Below are 19632 nucleotides of genomic sequence, written 5' to 3' on the forward strand. Positions count from 1 at the left end.
TATGCGCTACATCAGCACCCGCGGCCAGGCACCGGCCCTGAATTTCGAAGATGTACTGCTGGCCGGTCTGGCCAGCGACGGCGGTCTCTACGTGCCGGAGAACCTGCCGCGTTTCACCCAGGAGGAAATCGCCTCCTGGGCTGGCCTGCCGTATCACGAGCTGGCGTTCCGGGTCATGCGCCCATTCGTCAGCGGCAGCATCGCCGACGCCGATTTCAAGAAAATCCTCGAGGAAACCTACGGGGTCTTCGCCCATGGCGCCGTGGCGCCGCTGCGCCAGCTCAACGGCAACGAATGGGTGATGGAGCTGTTCCACGGCCCGACCCTGGCGTTCAAGGATTTCGCCCTGCAACTGCTGGGTCGCCTGCTGGACCATGTCCTGGAGAAGCGCGGCGAGCGCGTGGTGATCATCGGCGCCACTTCCGGCGATACCGGTTCGGCGGCCATCGAAGGATGCAAGCGTTGCGACAACGTCGACATCTTCATCCTGCACCCGCATAACCGGGTTTCGGAAGTGCAGCGCCGGCAGATGACCACCATCCTGGGCGAGAACATCCACAACATCGCCATCGAAGGCAACTTCGACGACTGCCAGGAGATGGTCAAGGCCAGCTTCGCCGACCAGGGCTTCCTCAAGGGCACGCGCCTGGTGGCGGTCAACTCCATCAACTGGGCGCGGATCATGGCCCAGATCGTCTACTACTTCCATGCGGCCCTGCAGCTGGGCGGCCCGGCTCGCTCCGTGGCGTTCTCGGTGCCCACCGGCAACTTCGGCGACATCTTCGCCGGCTACCTGGCGCGCAACATGGGCCTGCCGATCAGCCAGCTGATCGTCGCCACCAACCGCAACGACATCCTGCACCGCTTCATGAGCGGCAACCAGTACGTCAAGGAAACCCTGCACGCGACCCTGTCGCCGTCCATGGACATCATGGTCTCGTCGAACTTCGAGCGCCTGCTGTTCGACCTGCACGGTCGCAACGGCGCGGCCCTGGCCGGCCTGATGGACAGCTTCAAGCAAGGTGGTGGCTTCAGCGTCGAGCAGGACCGCTGGACCGAAGCGCGCAAGCTGTTCGACTCCCTGGCGGTCACTGACGAGCAAACCTGCCAGACCATCGCCGAAGTCTTCGCCCAGACTGGCGAGGTGCTGGATCCGCACACGGCGATCGGCGTGCGCGCTGCCCGCGAATGCCGGCGCAGCCTCGATACACCAATGGTCACCCTCGGCACCGCACACCCGGTCAAGTTCCCCGATGCGGTGCAGAAGGCCGGCGTTGGCAAGGCCCTGGAGCTGCCGGCGCACCTGGCCGACCTGTTCCAGCGCGAAGAACGCTGCACGGTGCTGGCCAACGACCTCAAGGCAGTGCAGGCTTTTGTCAGCCAGCACGGCAATCGTGGCAAGCCGCTCTGAGTATCCTGGCCTTGCCGATCACGAAGCCCGTCTCCTGACGGGCTTTGTTTTTTCGCGAACCTGTAGCCCGCCAGGGGCAGGGAGGTCCGGTTGATGTCCCATCGAACTGCTCGCGGTGGCCCCGCGCTGTCCTGGCTGCTCGCCGGCCTGCTGGCCTGGGCCATGCTCCATGCCTTGCCGGCCCGTGCGGCGCAGAGCCTGCCCTTCAAGCTGGTACCGGCCTTCGTCGACCTCGAGCCGCTGGACCTGAAGCCAGCCGAGCGCCAATGGCTGGCCGCGCACCCGACCCTGCGGGTAGGCATCGCCATCGACGACTACCAGCCCATCGACATCACCCGCGACCGCAACCGCTACCAGGGCATCAGCGCCGATTACCTGGGGCTGGTGGGCGAGCGGCTGGGGGTGAGCATGCAGGTGCTGGGGTTTTCCGAGCGTGAGCAGGCGGTCGAGGCCCTGCGCAACGGCACCATCGATATCCTCACCAGCGCCAACGGGTATGAGCGTGGCGTGCCGGGGCTGCGTTTCACCAGTGACTACATGCCGGACAAGGCCGTGGTGGTCGTGCGCCGTGACGAGCTGGAACCCGATGACGACTTGGCCGGCAAGCGCCTGGTGCTGCTCGATGGCTATGCCAATGCCGCGCAGGTCCATGCGGCCTATCCGAACAGCCAGATCATGCTCTCGCCCAACCTCTACAGTGGCCTGGAAGCCCTGAACCAGGGCGATACCGATGTCTTTATCGGCAACGAGATCATCGTTCGCGCCTATAAGGCCCTGCGGCCCTACCTGGCAGTGCAGATCCATGAACAAAGCCGCTTGCCCCCCACCGGCTTCGCCTTCGCCACCCGGGATGACAACCAACGCCTGGCGCAGTTGCTGGAACAGGCGCTGCAGAGCATCGACGAATCGCTGCGCCGGGAAATCCAGGCGCGCTGGACCACGGGCCTGGGGGCCATTTCCGGCGAGCGCATCGAGCTGAGCGCCGAAGAGCAAGCCTGGATTCTGCAGCATCCCCATGTCCTGGTGGCATCCCAGCAGTACCCGCCCCATGTATTCAAGGACAAGGAAGGCCGTTGGGTCGGCCTGAACATCGATTTGCTCAACCGGATTGCGCGCATGACCGGGCTGCATTTCGTCCACAAGCAGAGCGCGTCCACCGCCCAGACCCTGGAGTTGCTGGAAAGCGGGCAGGCGCAGATGAACACCACCCTGACCGACAGCGAGGACCGGCGGCTGTTCCTGAACTTCTCCCATGCCTTCGGTGGTGCCGCCTGGGTGTTCGTCGTCCGTCCCGAGGATCGTCGCCTGGGCAGCCTCAAGCAGATGGCGGGGGAGGTGCTGGCGCTGCCGGCCCGGCATACCCTGGAAAGCTACATCCGGCGCAACTACCCCGATATCCGCCTGCGTAGCGTGGCCAACTACGAGGAGGCCCGGGCCCTGGTCAAGAGTGGCGAAGCCCTGGCCACCATCCAGAACGAGATCCAGGTACAAGCGCTGGACCTGGCCTATGAAGGTTTGCGGGTAGGACGCAGCGTCGAGGGGACCTGGTCCGCCGACGAGTTCGCCGTACGCAAGGACCAGCCTGAATTGCTGAGCATCCTGAACAAGGCCCTGGAGGCCCTGCCAGTGGCCGAGCTCAGTGCCACGCGCCTGAAGTGGCTGGGCTCGACCCCGGTGCCCATGCCCGTCTGGCAGCGGGTGCCGGACTGGGTCTACTGGGCCATCTGCACGACGTTGCTGTTCGGTTTGTTGTCACTGGCCTGGAGCAGCCGGCTCAAGCGCCAGATCCAGCAGCGGCTGGAGGCCGAACAACGCTTGAACGACCAACTGGCCTTCAAGCGCGCGTTGCTCGATGGCATGCCCAACCCGGTTTTCGTCCGCGACCTGCAAGGGCGCCTGATCACGTGCAACAAGAGCTACGAACAGCAACTGGGCACTCGTCTGGAGTGGATCCAGGGGCGTCGCTTGATCGACCTGGATCTGCTGCCGCCAACCACCGCCCGCCAGTTGCATGAGGAGATCATGCAACTGCTGGCCTGCGAGGAATCGGTGTTCGCCGATCGGCAAGTGGAAACCCGCCATGGACCGATCCATGCCTATCAATGGACGGTGCCGTTCTACAGCGCCGAAGGGCAGTTGCAGGGGCTTTTGGGCGGCTGGATCGACATCACCGAGCGCAAGCGCCTGGAGAACCAGCTGGTCCAGGCGCGGCAGGCCGCCGACCAGGCCAATGCGGCCAAGAGTGCCTTCCTCTCCACCATGAGCCATGAGATCCGCACGCCGATGACCGCGATCATCGGCCTGCTGGAGCTGGAGAAGGAACAGGCCAGGGTGCGCGGCGCACCGTTTTCCGAAGCCCTGCGGGTGGCGTACCAGTGCGCCCAGGAGCTGATCAGCCTGATGGGCGACAGCCTCGACCTGGCCAAGATCGAGGCCGGCTACATGCAGCTGGCGCCAGAGGCCACGGCCCTCAAGCCGTTCTTCGAGAGCATTCGCCAGTTGTTCGACGCCACTGCGCGCAGCCGCGGTGTGCAGCTGCAACTGGTGTTCGACGAACAGGCCGGGGGCCGTTACCTGTTCGACCCACTGCGCCTGCGCCAGGTCATGCACAACCTGTTGAGCAACGCCCTGAAATTCACCAGCGAAGGCCAGGTGCGCATCCAGGTCGAGCGCCAGGAGCTGGACTGTGCTCTTGCCAGCCTGCGTATCAGCGTTGTGGATACCGGGCCGGGGATCAGTCCCGAGCAGCAGCAGAAGCTGTTCACGCCCTTCGTCCAGGGCGACGCCACGACTTCCCTGGCCCATGGCGGCACTGGCCTGGGGCTGAGTATCTGTCGCCAGTTGGTCGAGCTGATGGGGGGACGCATCGAGCTGCACAGCGCCCCGGGGGCCGGGACGGTGGTGACCATCGAACTGGCGCTGGAACGGCTGGAGGAGGACGCCACAGCTTCGACCGCGGTGGCCGAGCGTCCGCCCAGCCGCAGCATCGAAGTGCTGGTGGTGGATGACTTGAGCGCCAACCGCATGGTCCTCAGCCAGCAGTTGATGTTCCTCGGGCATCGGGTGGTGGCCTGCGACAGCGCCCAGCAAGCGCTGGAGCTCTGGCAGGGCGGTGGGTTCGACCTGGTGATGACCGACTGCCAGATGCCGGGCATGAGCGGTTATGCCCTGGCCGAGGCGATCCGGCGGTTCGAGGCGCAGCAGGGGGGCGGCGCTTGTCCAGTGATCGGTTGCACGGCCAATGCCTTCGAGGATGAGCGTGAACGTTGCGAGCGGGCGGGCATGGACCTGCTGCTGGTCAAGCCGGTGACCCTGGATCAGCTGGCACAGACGCTGGCGCGGTTCCTGCCGCCGCCGTCCTTCGATATCCAGACCTTGCGAACGATGACCCAGGCCGACGAACAGGTACTGCAACGCATGCTGCAGGAGTTGCAGCGTAACCTGGCCCAGGAGCGCCAGGCCCTGGAGGCGGCCATGCACGACCAGCATCCTGGGCGCCTGGGCGCCACCTTGCACCGGCTCAAGGGTGTCTGTTGCCTGATCGATGCCTTGCCACTGGCCAAGGCCTGCATCGAGATGGAGGCGCGGATCAAGGCCGGGGAAGGGGTCGAGGACCGATGGCCGGCGTTGCGGGAGGCCATCGACAACTTGCGTGGCGATATCCAGGCGGCCCTGGACGTTTAGGACTTGTCCTATGTGTGATTAAGGTTTGTCTGGTTACCGTGTCGACCCCTTAGTGGACTGTTCCCGCTTGTGTCGTACCGGAGGTTGCCCCATGCATTCGCTTAAAGTGCTGATTCTCGAAGACAACTCGTTCCAGCTGATGGCCCTGCACCAGATGCTCAACGCCAATGGCGTATACAACGTGCTGGCTACCGAGGACCTGGAGTCCGCACGGCGTTCGCTGGCCAGCAAGGGGCCGGTGGATATCGCAATCTGCGACCTCTACCTGGAACAGGCCGATGGCCTGGAGTTGATCCGCGAACTGGCCCGGGAACGGCAGGCCGAGGCCCTGATCATCCTCAGCGACGCCGAACCGGATGTACTGGAAGGCGCCGCGGGCATGGCCCGGGAGCTGGGGCTGAAAATCCTCGCCTGCCTGCCCAAGCCCGCGTCGGTGGCGGTGATCGGCGAGCTGCTCACTACCTACCAGCAGCTGTCCCGGCAGACGCCAGCGGTCAACCAGGCCTTGCTCCGGGACTTGCTGGCCCTGGACCTGTTCGCCCCCGAGGATGTCTCCCCGGAGGAAGGCGTGGCGGCGATCCTGGGGCACGGGGTGGCGCACTTCCAGCCGGTCATCCAGCGGTGTGGCGGGTTGCACGGCGTCGAGGCGCTGGCGCGCTGGGAGCATCCGGAGCGCGGGCTGTTGATGCCGGCCGAGTTCTTGCCGTTGATCGAATTCGCTGGCCTGCAGGAGGTGTTCACCTGGCACATGCTGGAGCAGGCACTGGAGCTGGCGGCGGGGGTGCGGCTGGTGATGGGGCATGCGCTGCCGGTGGCGGTGAACGTTCCGGTGGGCATCCTCGACCGGCCGTTGTTCCCGCGCCAATTGGAGGCCCTGCTGCGGCGCTTCGAGATCCCCGCGCGGCTGTTGACCCTGGAGATCGTCGATACCACGTGCTTGCAAACCGACACCGCTCATGTGGAAGCCTTGCTGCGTCTGCGGATGATCGGCTGCAAGTTGTCCATCGGGGATTTCGGCGTTGGCGGCACCAGTCTGCAACGCCTGCTGGAATTGCCCTTCACCGAGTTGAAGATTCCTCCGGCATTCGTCGCCGGCATGGCCATGGACGAGCGCAAGCAGGCGCTGGTCGCTGGTGCGGTGGGCATGGCCCGGCGTATCGCCCTGGGCGTGGTGGTGGCGGGGATCGAGACCGAAGCTGAATACCAGGTGGCCCAGACCATGGGCGCTGTCCATCTGCAAGGGTGCTTCCTGGCGCCGCCGATGAGCGCCGCCGACATGCGCCAGTGGCTGGCACGCACCCTGGAGCGCGAGTCCGCGGAATCGGCGGTGCGGTCCGCCGGGATGTGTGCCTAGGCCAGGCCGTGTTCCTGGACGTAGATATACAACGCCGCCTCGCTGGCCAGGCCCAGCTTGCGCATGGCGCTGACTTTCTGTGCGCTGACGGTCTGTTTGCTGCGGTTGAGCTGGGCGGCGATCTCACCCACAGCATGGCCGGCGGCGAGCAGGCGGATCACCTCCAGCTCCCGGGGCGAGAGCTGGTCCTTGGACGCCAGGCGATCGGGGCCCACCTCGCCGGCCAGGCTCAATGCCCGCTGGATCGCCTGGGCCACGTAGGGCTTGTGCTGGCGTGCGTGCTCGATGGCACTGGGCAGCTCCTCGGCCAGGCTGGCCTTGCTCAGCAGGCCCATGACCCCAAGGTCGAGGATCGAGCGGAACAGTCCGGCGTGGTTGAGCATGGTCACCACCACGATAGGCAGCCCGGGATGATGCCGGCGTAGCTGTTCGAGCAGGCGCAGGCCGTCGTTTTGCTGCTCTTCGGGCATCATGAAATCGGTCACCAGCACGTCGCAGGGGGTGTCTTGCACCAGTTGGAACAGCGCCGAAGGCGAGCTGGCCTCGCCGACCACCACCAGGCTGTGGTCCTGCTCCAGCACGGCGCGCAGGCCAATCAGGAAGATCGGATGATCGTCGGCGAGGATGATGCGCAATCTGTTGTTCGGCGTAGCTATCAAGGCGGGGCTCCATTGCTGGGAAGGTATGGCGGGCGCCTGGTTGGCCGTTTTTTGCTTGTCATATTACCCGTGCATGCTCGATTGACTCAGATCGGTAGCGGTAGGTTTGGCGAACTTTCCTCTCTGAGCAACGGTCACTTGAATGTCAGAAAGCTACCGGCATTTTTGTTTTCGAACCTTAATTCGAGCTATTGAGTGGTGATCTAGATGGAAAGTATCAGTCTTTTGTTGAGCGAGGCACTCAGTCCGTACCAAGTGGCCCTGACCCCTTCGGGCGCCCACGGCGAGTGCCTGGTAAGCGTGAGCGATGCCGCTGGAGCCCTGGTAGTGGAGCGCGAGGTCAACCAGGCCCAGCTCACCGACAAACGCTTGCTCACCGATGTGGTCGATGGCCTGCACCGTGACGTGCTGATCGCCGAAGGGCGGCTGGAGCCCTGTGTATTCGCGGCCTTGCGCCATGCCACCGAGGGCAAGGTCTTCGAACGCCGTACATGAACTGATTTTTACGGAACCTTCCAGCAATCCCTCCAGTCAGACCTTATGCCGGCAAGAAACAGGCATTTTGCTCCGATGCTTGCAACTTGCCGGTACGGGTCTTGAAGACCACGTTTAACCCCGAGTCGTCTCCCCACTTCTCGGGGTTTCTTTTTGCCCGGCGTTCGTCAGCGCCTCGGGTGGGCCTGGAAGTAGGCACGGGCATCGGCCCGATAGTTGTCGCGCAGGGCGGGCTCCAGCCAGGCGGCATAGAGCTCCACCAACCGCTCTTCACGCAGCTTGAGCAGGGCCTGGTTGATCCGGGCGATGGCTTGTCGCCCCTGGGGCGTGTCGGAACAGCCGACATGGACGTCCTGGTACTTGTCGATGCCCTGGATCGGATAGAACACCAGTTGCTGCGGGTCGATGCCTTGTTGCACGGCCTGGTAGCGGATCTCCGGCCAGTAGCCCAGCAGCAGTTGCAGGCGCCCCAGGCGCTGCATCTGCAACAGGCTGCCCAGGGCATCATTGCCATAGTGGGCGTTGAGGGCGTCAGCGGGAGCCTGTTGCAGCAGACGGTCGAGCTGCTGGCCGTAGCTGCGCTCGGCCACCATGCCCAGCCGCTGCTTGCCGCTGGCGAGCAGCGCTGGCAAATCGACCTGGCCGTCATGGACGAATGGCGCCAGCTGCTCGCGGTCGGCGCGGCGGATCACCAGGCCGTTGCTCAGGACCCGCAAGCTGGTGATGGAGTAGGCCACCCATTGCGCCCGCTCCTTGCTCCAGATCAGCGACGGATCACAGGTGAAGCTGGGTTCGCGGAGCATCTGCATGCCCCGGGCGCGGTTTATCCGCATCAGTTCGTGCTGGTACTGCGGCAGCTCGGCGAACAGTTGCGGCATGAGCAGGTCGACCACCCCGCGTCCTTTCAGGTCGCCTTCGAAAATGCTCAAGGGCGGCAGGTCGCGCAGCAGCCAGGTCAATAGCTCGGCCGCCTGGCCCGGCAGGCTGGGTAGCCAGAGCAGCAGCGCCACCAGGGGCATCGCCAGCCGCCGGCGGGAGCTCGCGCGCTGGCGGGCCAGTTCAGATCGCTCCGCTGCTGCGCAGGTCGCGGATCTGCTCCGCGCTGTAGCCCAGGCCTTGCAGGACTTCGCTCGAGTGTTCGCCCAGTTGCGGTCCGACCCAGTCGGCGCTGCCCGGGGTCTGCGAAAGCTTGGGCACGATGCCGGGCATCTTGAAGGGCTTGCCGTCCGGCAACCTGGCCTGGAGGAGCATTTCCCGGGCCAGGAACTGCGGGTCGTGGAACATGTCTTCGGCGCTGAAGATGCGGCTGGCCGGCACCTCGGCCTGGTTCAGCTGCTCCAGCACCTGGTCCAGGGGCAACGAGGCGACCCAGCGATCGATCACCCCATAGAGTTCGTCGCGCCGGGTATCGCGGCCGTCGTTGCTGGCCAGGGCCGGGTCGTTGGCCAGGTCCTGGCGGCCTATGAGCAGCATGAAGCGCTTGAAGATCGCATCGCCATTGGCGCCGATCTGCACATGCCGGCCGTCGGCGCTGGTATGGATGGAAGAGGGCGTGATGCCGGGCATGATGTTGCCGGTACGCTCGCGGATGAAGCCGAACACGTCGAACTCGGGAACCATGCTCTCCATCATGGCGAAGATCGCCTCGTACAGCGCCACGTCCACCACCTGCCCCTGGCCGCCGTTGACTTCCCGGTGACGCAGGGCCATCAGTGCGCCGATCACGCCCCACAGGGCGGCGATGGAGTCACCGATGGAGATCCCGGTGCGCACTGGTGGTCGGTCCTCGAAGCCGGTGATGTAGCGCAGGCCGCCCATGGATTCGCCCACGGCGCCGAAACCCGGCTGGTCCTTCATCGGCCCGGTCTGGCCGAAGCCCGACAGGCGCACCATCACCAGCTTGGGGTTCAGCGCGTGCAGCACGTCCCAGCCCAGGCCGAGCTTCTCCAGCACGCCGGGGCGGAAGTTCTCGATCAGGATGTCCGCCTCGCCCAGCAGTTGCTTGAGGATCGCCTGGCCCTCGGGGTGCTTGAGGTTGAGGGTCAGGGATTTCTTGTTGCGCGCCTGCACGAACCACCACAGGGAGGTGCCCTCATACAGCTTGCGCCACTTGCGCAGCGGATCGCCGCCGTCGGGGGATTCCACCTTGATCACTTCGGCGCCGAACTCGGCACAGATGCGTGAGGCGAAGGGGCCGGCGATCAGGGTGCCGAGTTCGATCACTTTCAATCCGGCGAGGGGCTTGCTGAAACTGTTCATGAGGCATCCGCAGGGCAGGAAAATCCGCCTAGCCTAGACCATTGGCCGGCATTAAGGCAGCGCCTGGAGCTTCCTGCCGGGCATTTTCCGGTCGGCGCCCTGTGCGGTTGCGCCTCTCGGTGGGTTGGTGGGCAGTGCCTGATGACGTCCTTTTCGGAAAACCAGGCTCGGCGAGGCGACGTTGGTCGTGCCCGCAGATGTCGCAATATCTTGAATGATCTTGTTACAAATACCGAACTCAAAAATTACATGTGATGAATTGTGATCATTACATGTGATGTTTTAGTCTGTGCGTCATGGAAAACAAGTCCTCAGCCCATTACCAACGTTTGTTCCGCCAGCGCCTGCGTGACCAGGGCCTGGTGAAAAAGGAAGTCTGGATACTGCCGGAGAACGCCAAGGCGTTGCTGGCGGTTGAACGCCAACTGCGCCAGCCCTGCCAGGGGCTGGTTCCTGTGGAAAAGGATGGAGAAATGAGCATGCCGCAGATCTGGAATGCCCGATCGCTGTGCCAGGCCCTGGCGGCCACCGAGTTGTTCACTGGCGGTGAAGCCAGCGTCGAGCTGCTCGAAGGCGCCGAGCCGAGCTTGCACGTGACCATGCGCGAATACGGCGACCTGCCGTTGTTCGTCGCAGTGTCCGGCGAGCAGATCCTGGTGGAAGCACTGCTCTGGCCGCAGAGCGAAGTCACCGACGTAGCCGCGTTCAACGAGGAAGTGCTGCTCAGCCGCCAGCTCTTCCCGCTGTCGAGCATCGGCCTGGAGACTGGCCCCGCAGGCGAGCGTTTCTACATGATGTTCGGCGCCCTGAGCGCCACCTCGATCCTCTCCAATGTGCTCTACGAGATCGAAACCCTGGCCGGCAACGTGATCAGGGCCACCGAGGCCTATGAAGGCTACCTGAAGGCTCAGGCCTGACCTGGAGGAATGCACATGAACGTATGGAGCAAGCTGCTCACTGCCCTGCGCGGTGGCGCCAACGAGGCGGGCGAGGCCCTGGTGGACAGCCAGGCCCTGCGGATTCTCGATCAGGAAATCCGTGACGCCGACCAGGAGCTGCGCAAATCCAAGGAAGCCCTGGCCGAGATCATGGCCCGGCAGAAGCTCGCCGCCGAGCGCGCCGACGCCACCGCGGCCAAGGTCGCCGAATACGAGAGCTATGCGCTCAAGGCCCTGGAAGCAGGCAATGAAAGCCTGGCCCAGGAAGTGGCGCAGAAGATCGCCAACCTGGAAAACGACCTGGTGGTGGAGCGCGAGCAGGCCGACGGGTTCGCCGCCAGCGTCGCCCAGTTGCGCAAGGCCGTGACCCAGGCCGAAGGCAACATTAAGCATTTGAAACAACAGGTCGATACGGTAAAGGCCACCGAAAGCGTGCAGAAGGCCCAGCAGGCCGTGGCCCAGCGCTATGGCGGCTCGCAGAGCAAGTTGCACACTGCGGTGGAGTCGCTGGAGCGGATCAAGCAGAAGCAGGCCGAGCGCGCGGCGAAAATGCAAGCCGCGGCCGAACTGGCCAGCACTGGCAGCCCCGACGATGCCCTGGATGCCAAGCTGCGCGAAGCCGGAATCGTCGCCGGCAGCACCAGTGCCGACAACGTTCTGGCGCGTTTGAAGGACCGTAGCAAGTCCTGATTCATCGTTGTGTGTCAGGGGCGGGGCCGATGGGCCTTGCCCGGCTTTTTCAGGGATAGGAAAGCAATGGAAATCTTCCTGCGGACAGTCTTGTCGTTCCCCACCGTGCTGTTCAGCTTCATGCTCTGCCTGGCGGTGATCTACTGGGCCGTGGTCGCCATGGGTTTGCTCGAGGTCGACCTCCTGGATTTCGAGGCCGACTCGCTGCTCGACGGCGCCCACGGCACCGAAGGCCTGGCCGGGCTGCTGATCAAGTTCAAGCTCAACGGCGTACCGGTCACCCTGGTGCTGACCCTGCTGATGTTCTTCAGCTGGTTCCTGACGTATTTCACCGAACTCTACATTTTCAGCCAGCTGCCCCTGGGTTGGCTGCGTTATCCCCTGGGCCTGCTGCTGGCGGTGCTCGCGCTGTTCCTGGCGGCGCCCCTCAGTGCGGCGATCTGCGCTCCGTTGCGCCCGCTGTTTCACAAGATGGAAGCCACCAGCAGCAAGTCGGTGCTGGGGCAGACTGCCGTAGTGCGCAGTGGCCGGGTCACCCTGGAGCATGGCGAAGCCGTGCTCGAGGACGGTGGCGCGGGGCTGATCCTGCGGGTGCGTGCCGATGAGGCACGGGCATTCAAACGCGGCGACCGAGTCGTGTTGCTGGAGTATCTGGAGGCGCAACACGCCTATCGGGTCATTACCGAGGACGAGTTTCGCGGCCTCTGAGCCCGGCCTCCCTCAGAATCAAAGGAGATTGATTGCATGAACTTACCGTCGCTGCTGCCCATCCTGCTCGGGCTCGGCCTTGTCGTCCTGGTGGTCTTCGGCCTGCTGGCCCTGTTCAAGGCCTTCTACATCAAGGTCCCACAGGGCACGGCCCTGATCGTCAACGACATGTCTTCCACGCCCAAGGTGCATTTCACCGGTGCCCTGGTGTACCCGGTGATCCACCTCAAGGAATTCATGCGTATCTCGTTGATCACCCTGGAGGTCGATCGGCGGGCCAAGGACGGGCTGATCTGCCGCGACAACATGCGTGCCGACATCACCGTGGCTTTCTACCTGCGGGTCAACGAAACCCAGGAAGACGTGCTCAAGGTGGCCAAGGCCATCGGCGTCGACCGGGCTTCCGATCGTTCGGCGGTCAATGAGCTGTTCAACGCCAAGTTCTCCGAAGCCCTGAAGACCGTGGGCAAGCAGTTCGACTTCGTCCAGCTGTTCGAGAACCGCCAGGACTTCCGCGATCGGATCATCGAGATCATCGGCAACGACCTCAACGGTTATGTGCTCGAAGACGTGGCCATCGATTACCTGGAGCAAACCGCCAAGCATTCCCTGGACCCGAGCAACATCCTCGACGCCGAGGGTATCCGCAAGATCACCGAGCTGACCGCGACCCAGAACGTCATCACCAACGAGCTGGAGCGCAACCAGGAGCTGGCGATCCAGAAGAAGAACGTCGAGACCCGCGAGGCCTCCCTGGCCCTGGAGCGCCAGCAGGCCGATGCCGAGGCCCGGCAGAAGCGCGAGATCGAGACCATCCGTGCCCGCGAGGAAGCCGAGACCGCCAAGGTCAAGGAAGAAGAACGGCTGAAGGCCGAGCAGGCGCGGATCCAGTCCCAGCAGGAAATCGACGTGCGCACCGAGAACCACCAGCGCGAAGTCGAAGTGGCCCAGCAGAACCGCCAGCGTGCCGTGGTCATCGAGGTGGAGAAAGTCACCCGCGCCAAGGACCTGGAAGTGGTGGCCCGCGAGCGCGAAGTGGAGCTGCAACGCATCGAGAAGGAAAAGGCCCTGGAAGAACAGCGCAAGAACATCGCCACGGTGATCCGCGAGCGCGTGGCGGTCGAGAAGACCGTGGCCCAGGAAGAAGAGCGCATCAAGGAAGTACGTGAAGTGTCCGAGGCCGAGCGCGCCAAGCAGGTGGTGGTGATCCAGGCCCAGGCCGAAGCCGAGCAGGACCTGGTGCGCCAGGTCAAGCAGGCCGAGGCCGACGAAACCCGCTCCAAGCACAAGGCGGTGGAAATCAACAACCTGGCCCAGGCCGAGCTGGAAGCCGCGGCCAAGCAGGCCGAGGCCAAGAAGCGCCTGGCCGAAGGCCTGGAAGCCGAACGTGCGGCGCCTGGCCTGGCCGATGCGCGGGTACTGGAAGTCTCCGCCGCGGCCCAGGAGAAAGAAGGCCTGGCCCTGGCCCGGGTGCGTGCCGAGCAGTTGATCGCCGAGGCCCGTGGCGAACAGGAAAAAGGCCTGGCCGACGCCCGGGTGCTGGAAGCCCAGGCTGCCGCCAAGGAAAAGGACGGCCTGGCCGACGCCAAGGTCCTGGAAGAGAAACTCGGTGCCCAGGCACGCGGCGAGGAACAACTGGGCGCGGCCAAGGCCAAGGCCACCAAGGACCTGGGTTCGGCCGAAGCCGAGGTGCTGCTGCAGCGCCTGAACGCCGAGGCCGAAGGCCTGGGCAAGAAGTTCGGTGCCCTGGATGCCCTCAGCGACAGCGCTCGCCAGCACGAAGAGTTCCGCATGCAACTGGAGAAGAACTTCGAGGAAGCGATGGCCGCCATCGCCGCCAACAAGGACATCGCCAAGGAACAGGCCGAAGTGCTGTCCGCCGCCCTCAGCAAGGCCAAGATCGAGATCGTCGGTGGCGAGGGCGATTTCTTCAACTCCTTCGCCAAGTCGCTGTCGGTGGGCAAGGCCATCGAGGGCGTGGTGGGCAAGAGCCCGGTGGTCCAGGACGTCCTGGCACGCCTGCTCAACGGCAAGACCGCACCGGCCGTAGCCGCCGAGCTGGCTGCCGCCGCCGCGCGCAAGGTCGAGGCACCCTCTGCCGAAGCCTGAAATACCTGAACCCAGCTCCTGATGCACCGGTAGCCGCTGTCTTGGGCAGCGGCTACCGGGTGGGCTCCAGGGGTTGAGTCCGGGTACCGGGAGCCGGGTTCCAGGCTCCCGCTTTTTTTGCACACCGCCGTAGATCCAGGAAGGCCACGATGTCGGACGCTCAAGTTGCAACTCCCCCGCAGGACGTATTGGACAAGGCTGTCGCCGAAGGCGGCGCCTACGAGGTGCTGCAAAAGCGCCTGCAGGACCAGGGCCAACGCCTGCGTGCCACCACGGACAGTCTCAACCAGAAGCGTCTCGACGAGTTCGGCAACAGCCGCATGGAAGTGGTCGGGCGGGTGCGCATCCGTACCGAGAACAACTGCATTGCCCGGGACATCGTCCAGGTCGGCGACTGCCTGCTGTTCGGCTACAACGTGTTCATCGGCCTGAAGAAGGAAACCAGCGTCGCCGACGTGTTTTCCCTGTACCGGCTGGTGGAGGAGGGCGAGGGCTACGAAGCCGAGTCCGTGCCCCTGGAAGGCAGCTTCCTGGGAGCCCAGGGCTTCCTCAACGATTTCAACGAGCTGTACACCTATTACAAGAACACCCGCCTGCTGCAGCTGGCGATTCGCGATGGCAAGCTCCTGGCCAGTTTCCAGATCGGCGAGCGAGTCACCGATGTGCGGGTGTTCCGCTGGTCGATCTCGGCGGATGGCCGGGACGTGCGCTACATCGACAACCGGGGTGAGCGAGACATCGCCCTGCCGGCGCCCTTCGACTTCGAATGGAAGAAGGCCACCCGCGAGATGGTGGTCGAGGGCCGTTTCCCGCACCTGAACATCCTCGACACGGTGTTCGTCGAGACCATCGGCGGCGACCTGACCATCAAGGTCGAGAACAATACCGAGTCGGGCCTGGGCATCTACCGCGAAGAAGTACTGGACAAGACCCAGTCCCTGGACGACTCGCAGATCGAGTTCGCCCGCCTGGGCAGCCTGATCCTGCTCAAGGTCCTGCCGTATCGCGAAGAGCAGTGGCGCTACCTGGTGTTCAACAGCCTGACTCGCCAGGTGGAGCGCATCGACGCCATGGGCCTGGCCTGCGTCCAGCTGCCGGAGGACCACGGGATCATCTTCCCCGGTGGCTACTACCTGCAAAGCGGCGAGTACAAGACCTTCGAGCAGTCCATGGACGGCATGCGCTTCAAGCGCTCGGTCCGTTCGCCCAACGGTGAGGATGTGCAGTACATCTTCTACCACCCGGAGCAGGGGCGCTCGGTACTGCTGACCTACAACATGATCAACCGCCAGCTGCAGAACCCGCTGTTCGGCCATGGTTATGCGCGCCTGGAAGACGGGCGCATGGTGATCTTCGCCGCCGAGGGCGACGAGCCGACCCGGGTCCATCCGATGCAGGTCTGGCAGACCCCGTTCTTTACCGAGGAATACGCCGCGCGGCAACCGGCCCGCAGCGGCTTCCTGGGACGCATCGGCAACGCCGAGCTGGTGCGCAGCGTTTCCGACCTCTATGACCTGTGCCGCGAGATCGACACCCCGGCGGTCTCGGTCCAGCGCTACTCGCTGCTGTGCCAGAACACCCGGCGCCTGTTCGACGTGTACCACTGGCTGGGCAGCGCCGAGCTCGATGGCCTGGCGCCGCTGCTGCGCGAAGTGGCCGCCACCTCGGAACTGGTGCTGGACGAATACGAGAAGGTCGAGAGCATCCGGCGCCAGTCGGAACAGGCCATGGTAGCCGCCGAGGCCAAGCACAAAGCCCTGCTCGATGGCTTGCTGGTGGACAGCTGGGACCAGGTGCAGAGCTTCGTCGATGCCCTGAACGGCATCACCGCCCAGCGCGGGCTGCTGCTGACCATCCGCGACTATCGCTACATCGACGTGGCCCGCATCGACGCCATGGAGGCCGAGCTGCTCAAGGCCCAGGAGCGTACCGCCGCTGGCACCGCGACCTTCCTGGCCAGCGAACAGGCCCTGCTGCCCTTGGTCAGCCAGCTGGAAAGCCTCGATGCCCAGGCCCAGAAGGCCGAGACCGTGGCCCAGCTCGGCGAGCCCCTGGGCGCCCTGCAAGCCATGGCCGGCGACCTGGACATGCTCTCCAGCCTGATGGCTTCGCTGCAGATCGACGATGCCACCCAGCGCACCCGGATCATCGAATCCATTTCGCAGATCTACGCCCGGCTGAACCAGGCCAAGGCCCGCGCCGAACAGCGGCGCAAGGGCCTGGGCTCGACCGAGACCGTGGCGCAGTTCGGCGCCCAGTTCAAACTCTTCAGCCAGGGCATCACCAACGCCCTGGCCCAGGCCCAGGACCCCGAGCGTTGCGACGAGCAACTGTCACGGTTGCTGGTGCAACTGGAGGAGCTGGAAAGCCGCTTCGGCGACCATGAGCAGTTCCTCGGCGACATCCTCGGCAAGCGCGAGGAGTTGCTGGAGACCTTCGAGGCCCATAAGCAGTCGCTGCTCGATGAGCGCCAGCGCAAGGCCCAGGGCCTGCTGGACGCGGCGCGGCGGATTCTCGACAGCCTGGGCCGGCGCACCGCCCGCTTCACCCAGGCCGAGGAGCTCAACGCGTTCTTCGCCGCTGATCCGCTGATCCTCAAGCTGCGGGAGTTGGCCGAGCGCTTGCGCGAGCTCAAGGACAGCGTCAAGGCCGATGACGTCGAGGCGCGCCTCAAGGGCGCCCGGGACCAGGCCGTGCGCGCCCTGCGGGACAAGACCGAGCTGTTCGAGGAAGGCGGCAATGTCATCAAGCTGGGGCCGCGCCATCGTTTCAGCGTCAACACCCAGGAGCTGGACCTGACCCTGATGCCCCGGGGCGACGAGCTCTACCTGCACCTGACCGGCACCGATTTCCTCGAACCCCTGCAAGACCCCGAGCTGGACGCCCTGCGCGACTTCTGGCAGGTGGCCCTGGAGTCGGAATCGCCACAGTTGTATCGCGCCGAATACCTGGCCGGACAGGTGCTTGACGCAGCGGACCGTGGCCAGGAAGGCCTGAGCCTGGAACTCCTCAAGCCGCTGCTGGCCCACCCAGAGGAGCTGGCCCGGGTGATCCGCGACTTCGCGGCGCCACGCTACAAGGAAGGCTACGAGAAGGGCATCCACGACCACGACGCGGCGGCGATCCTCCTGCAATTGCTGCCCCTGCGCGACAGTGCCGGACTGTTGGCCCATGGCCCGGCGGCCCGGGCCTTTGCCGCACTCTACTGGGACCGCCAGCAGGCCGAGCCGCAACCCCGGCAATGGGTGGAACGTGCCCGTACCAGCCGGCACATCCAGCAGCTGTTCGGTCGGCGCGAGGGGTTGCTGCAATTGCAGGCGGAAATCCTCGTGGCCCTCGAAGACTGGCACCGGATGCAGGGCTTTGCCGTGGCCACCGAGCTGTTGCCCGAGGCCGCCGAATACCTGGTACAGGAGCTGGCTGCGGACCGTGTGGAGTTCACCTTCAGCAAGTACGCCCGGCAATTGCAGGAGGCCCTGGCCCTGCGCCTGCATGGCGCGCGGATGTGGGACGACTACCAGCAGGCCCTGGCGCGCCTGGTCGAGCGCCCCGCAGCGCAGTGGGCGTTGACCGGCAACTGGCTGGCGGCCTTGTGCGCCGAGGGCGAGTTCGCCCCGCTGGCCGGCTACGTGCCCGAGGCCGTGGCGCTGTCGCTGCTGGGCGAGGGCTTTGCCCGACGGTTCACCGAGGTCGACCTGCGTTTTACCGTGGACAACCTGATGGGCGAGCACCCACGCATCGAGGAGCGCAGCCTGGCGCTGACGGTGGACGGTTTCTTTGCCCGCCTGCGCGCTCATCGCGAAACCTTCCTGCCAGGCCTGCAGCGTTACCAGAACCTGCGCCAGGGCATCATCGCTGGTGAACGTGCGGCCCTGCGCTTGAGCGAGTTCAAGCCTCGGCCACTGAGTTCGTTCGTGCGCAACAAGCTGATCAACGACGTCTACCTGGGCTTCATCGGTGACAACCTGGCCAAGCAGATGGGCACCGTGGGCGAGAACAAGCGCACCGACCTGATGGGCCTGTTGATGCTGATTTCGCCACCGGGCTACGGCAAGACCACCCTGATGGAGTATGTGGCCCACCGCCTGGGCCTGATCTTCATGAAGATCAATGGCCCGGCCCTGGGCCACCAGGTGCGCTCCCTGGACCCGGCCCAGGCGCCGGACGCCACTTCGCGCCAGGAGCTGGAGAAGCTCAACCTGGCCCTGGAGATGGGCAACAACGTGATGCTCTATGTCGACGACATCCAGCACACCCATCCCGAGTTCCTGCAGAAGTTCATCTCGCTGTGCGACGGCACCCGGCGCATCGAAGGCGTATGGAAGGGCGGGACCAAGACCTACGACATGCGCGGCAAGAAGTTCTGCGTGGTGATGTCGGGCAACCCGTACACCGAGTCCGGCGAGGTGTTCAAGATCCCCGACATGCTGGCCAACCGGGCCGACATCTATAACTTGGGCGACACCCTGGGCGGCATGCAGGAGGCCTTCGCCCTGAGCTACATCGAGAACGGCCTGACCTCCAACCCGGTGCTGGCGCCGCTGGCCACTCGCGACATGGCCGACGTCTACCGTTTCGTCGCCAAGGCCGAGGGCAAGGCCTTCTCCAGCAACGAACTGAGCCACAGCTACAGCGGTGCCGAGATCAACGAGATCACCACCACCCTGCAACGCCTGATGCAGGTGCGCGACGTGGTGCTGCGGGTCAACCAGCAGTACATCGCCAGCGCCGCCCAGGCCGACCAGTACCGCACCGAGCCGCCGTTCAAGCTGCAAGGCAGCTACCGCAACATGAACAAGATGGCGGAAAAGATCTCGGCGGTGATGAACGATGCCGAACTCCTGCAACTGATCGCCGACCACTACCAGGGCGAATCCCAGCTGCTGACCACCGGCGCCGAGGAGAACCTGCTCAAGCTCGCCGAGCTGCGCGGCAACCAGACCCCGGAGCAGGGCGAGCGCTGGACGCAGATCAAGCGCGACTTCGTGCGCAATCGCTCCATGGGCGGCAGCGACAGCGATGTCGGCACCCGCGTGGTGGCCCAGCTCAACGACCTGGTGGAAGGCGTGCGCGGCCTGGCCCGGCCGGCGGACCAGCAGGGCGTGCGCGAGTTGCTGGAAAACCTCTCCGAGCACCTGGAGCAGAGTTTCCTACCGCTGCTCAAGGTCATGCACAAGAAGATCGACGTCGACCTGCACAGCCACCAGCGCATTGGCGACATCGCCACGCGGGTGGATGAGTTGAGCCGCATGCTCAGCCACGGCGATGTGCCCACCCTCAAGGACCCCCAACCGTAGGAGCCGGCTTGCCGGCGAACACCCAAGG

General features: G+C 64.8%; 12 protein-coding genes. 9 read left to right on the top strand and 3 right to left on the bottom strand.

Translation table 11 applies throughout. The features are described 5' to 3' along the window. Position 1: 1 nt before the first annotated feature. The 3 genes from thrC (at position 2) to ACK6AU_RS12075 (ending at position 6449) form a co-directional block, all read left to right on the top strand. A complete protein-coding gene (gene thrC, locus ACK6AU_RS12065; RefSeq protein ID WP_185700012.1) occupies positions 2-1411 on the top strand; it encodes a threonine synthase in 1410 nt (469 codons plus the stop codon). A 162-nt stretch (positions 1412-1573) separates the two neighbouring features. Further along, positions 1574-5095 (top strand): ATP-binding protein, encoded by a 3522-nt coding sequence (locus ACK6AU_RS12070; RefSeq protein WP_409299476.1) that lies wholly within the window; start codon positions 1574-1576, stop codon positions 5093-5095. 91 nt (positions 5096-5186) lie between these two features. Then, the gene (locus ACK6AU_RS12075; RefSeq protein WP_409299465.1) at positions 5187-6449 is read left to right on the top strand and encodes an EAL domain-containing protein; all 1263 of its coding nucleotides are present in this window, start codon (positions 5187-5189) and stop codon (positions 6447-6449) included. Here the strand turns inward: ACK6AU_RS12075 and ACK6AU_RS12080 are convergent. Then, entirely contained in the window at positions 6446-7108 is a 663-nt protein-coding gene (locus ACK6AU_RS12080) for a response regulator transcription factor (protein WP_185700015.1), read from the bottom strand. The two genes, ACK6AU_RS12075 and ACK6AU_RS12080, sit on opposite strands and share 4 nt — an antisense overlap. Before the next feature lie 207 nt (positions 7109-7315). On the opposite strand from ACK6AU_RS12080, the gene ACK6AU_RS12085 reads away from it, so the two are divergent. Further along, positions 7316-7603 carry a DUF3509 domain-containing protein gene (locus ACK6AU_RS12085; protein WP_053134369.1) on the top strand — a complete coding sequence of 96 codons (288 nt, stop codon included), beginning with the start codon at positions 7316-7318 and terminating at the stop codon, positions 7601-7603. 167 nt (positions 7604-7770) lie between these two features. Here the strand turns inward: ACK6AU_RS12085 and ACK6AU_RS12090 are convergent, their stop codons facing one another. After that, positions 7771-8622 (bottom strand): TIGR02285 family protein, encoded by an 852-nt coding sequence (locus ACK6AU_RS12090; RefSeq protein ID WP_185700016.1) that lies wholly within the window; start codon positions 8620-8622, stop codon positions 7771-7773. A 40-nt stretch (positions 8623-8662) separates the two neighbouring features. After that, a complete protein-coding gene (locus ACK6AU_RS12095) occupies positions 8663-9862 on the bottom strand; it encodes a CaiB/BaiF CoA-transferase family protein (RefSeq protein WP_185700017.1) in 1200 nt (399 codons plus the stop codon). A gap of 296 nt (positions 9863-10158) precedes the next feature. Here ACK6AU_RS12095 and ACK6AU_RS12100 point away from each other — a divergent pair, with 296 nt between their 5' ends. The 5 genes from ACK6AU_RS12100 (at position 10159) to ACK6AU_RS12120 (ending at position 19604) form a co-directional block, all read left to right on the top strand. Further along, entirely contained in the window at positions 10159-10779 is a 621-nt protein-coding gene (locus tag ACK6AU_RS12100; protein WP_185700018.1) for a YjfI family protein, read from the top strand. A gap of 15 nt (positions 10780-10794) precedes the next feature. Further along, positions 10795-11490, top strand: a complete 696-nt coding sequence (locus ACK6AU_RS12105; protein ID WP_185700019.1) for a PspA/IM30 family protein — start codon at positions 10795-10797, stop codon at positions 11488-11490. Positions 11491-11556: 66 nt separating this feature from the next. Continuing rightward, positions 11557-12198 carry a hypothetical protein gene (locus ACK6AU_RS12110; RefSeq protein ID WP_409299466.1) on the top strand — a complete coding sequence of 214 codons (642 nt, stop codon included), beginning with the start codon at positions 11557-11559 and terminating at the stop codon, positions 12196-12198. A 36-nt stretch (positions 12199-12234) separates the two neighbouring features. Further along, positions 12235-14307: a flotillin family protein gene (locus ACK6AU_RS12115; protein ID WP_185700021.1), complete on the top strand. Its 2073-nt coding sequence runs from the start codon at positions 12235-12237 to the stop codon at positions 14305-14307. Positions 14308-14456: 149 nt separating this feature from the next. Then, entirely contained in the window at positions 14457-19604 is a 5148-nt protein-coding gene (locus ACK6AU_RS12120; RefSeq protein ID WP_409299467.1) for a DNA repair ATPase, read from the top strand. Positions 19605-19632 lie beyond the last annotated feature (28 nt).

Source organism: Pseudomonas sp. KCJK8993 (assembly GCF_046230915.1).
Classification (GTDB): domain Bacteria; phylum Pseudomonadota; class Gammaproteobacteria; order Pseudomonadales; family Pseudomonadaceae; genus Aquipseudomonas; species Aquipseudomonas piscis.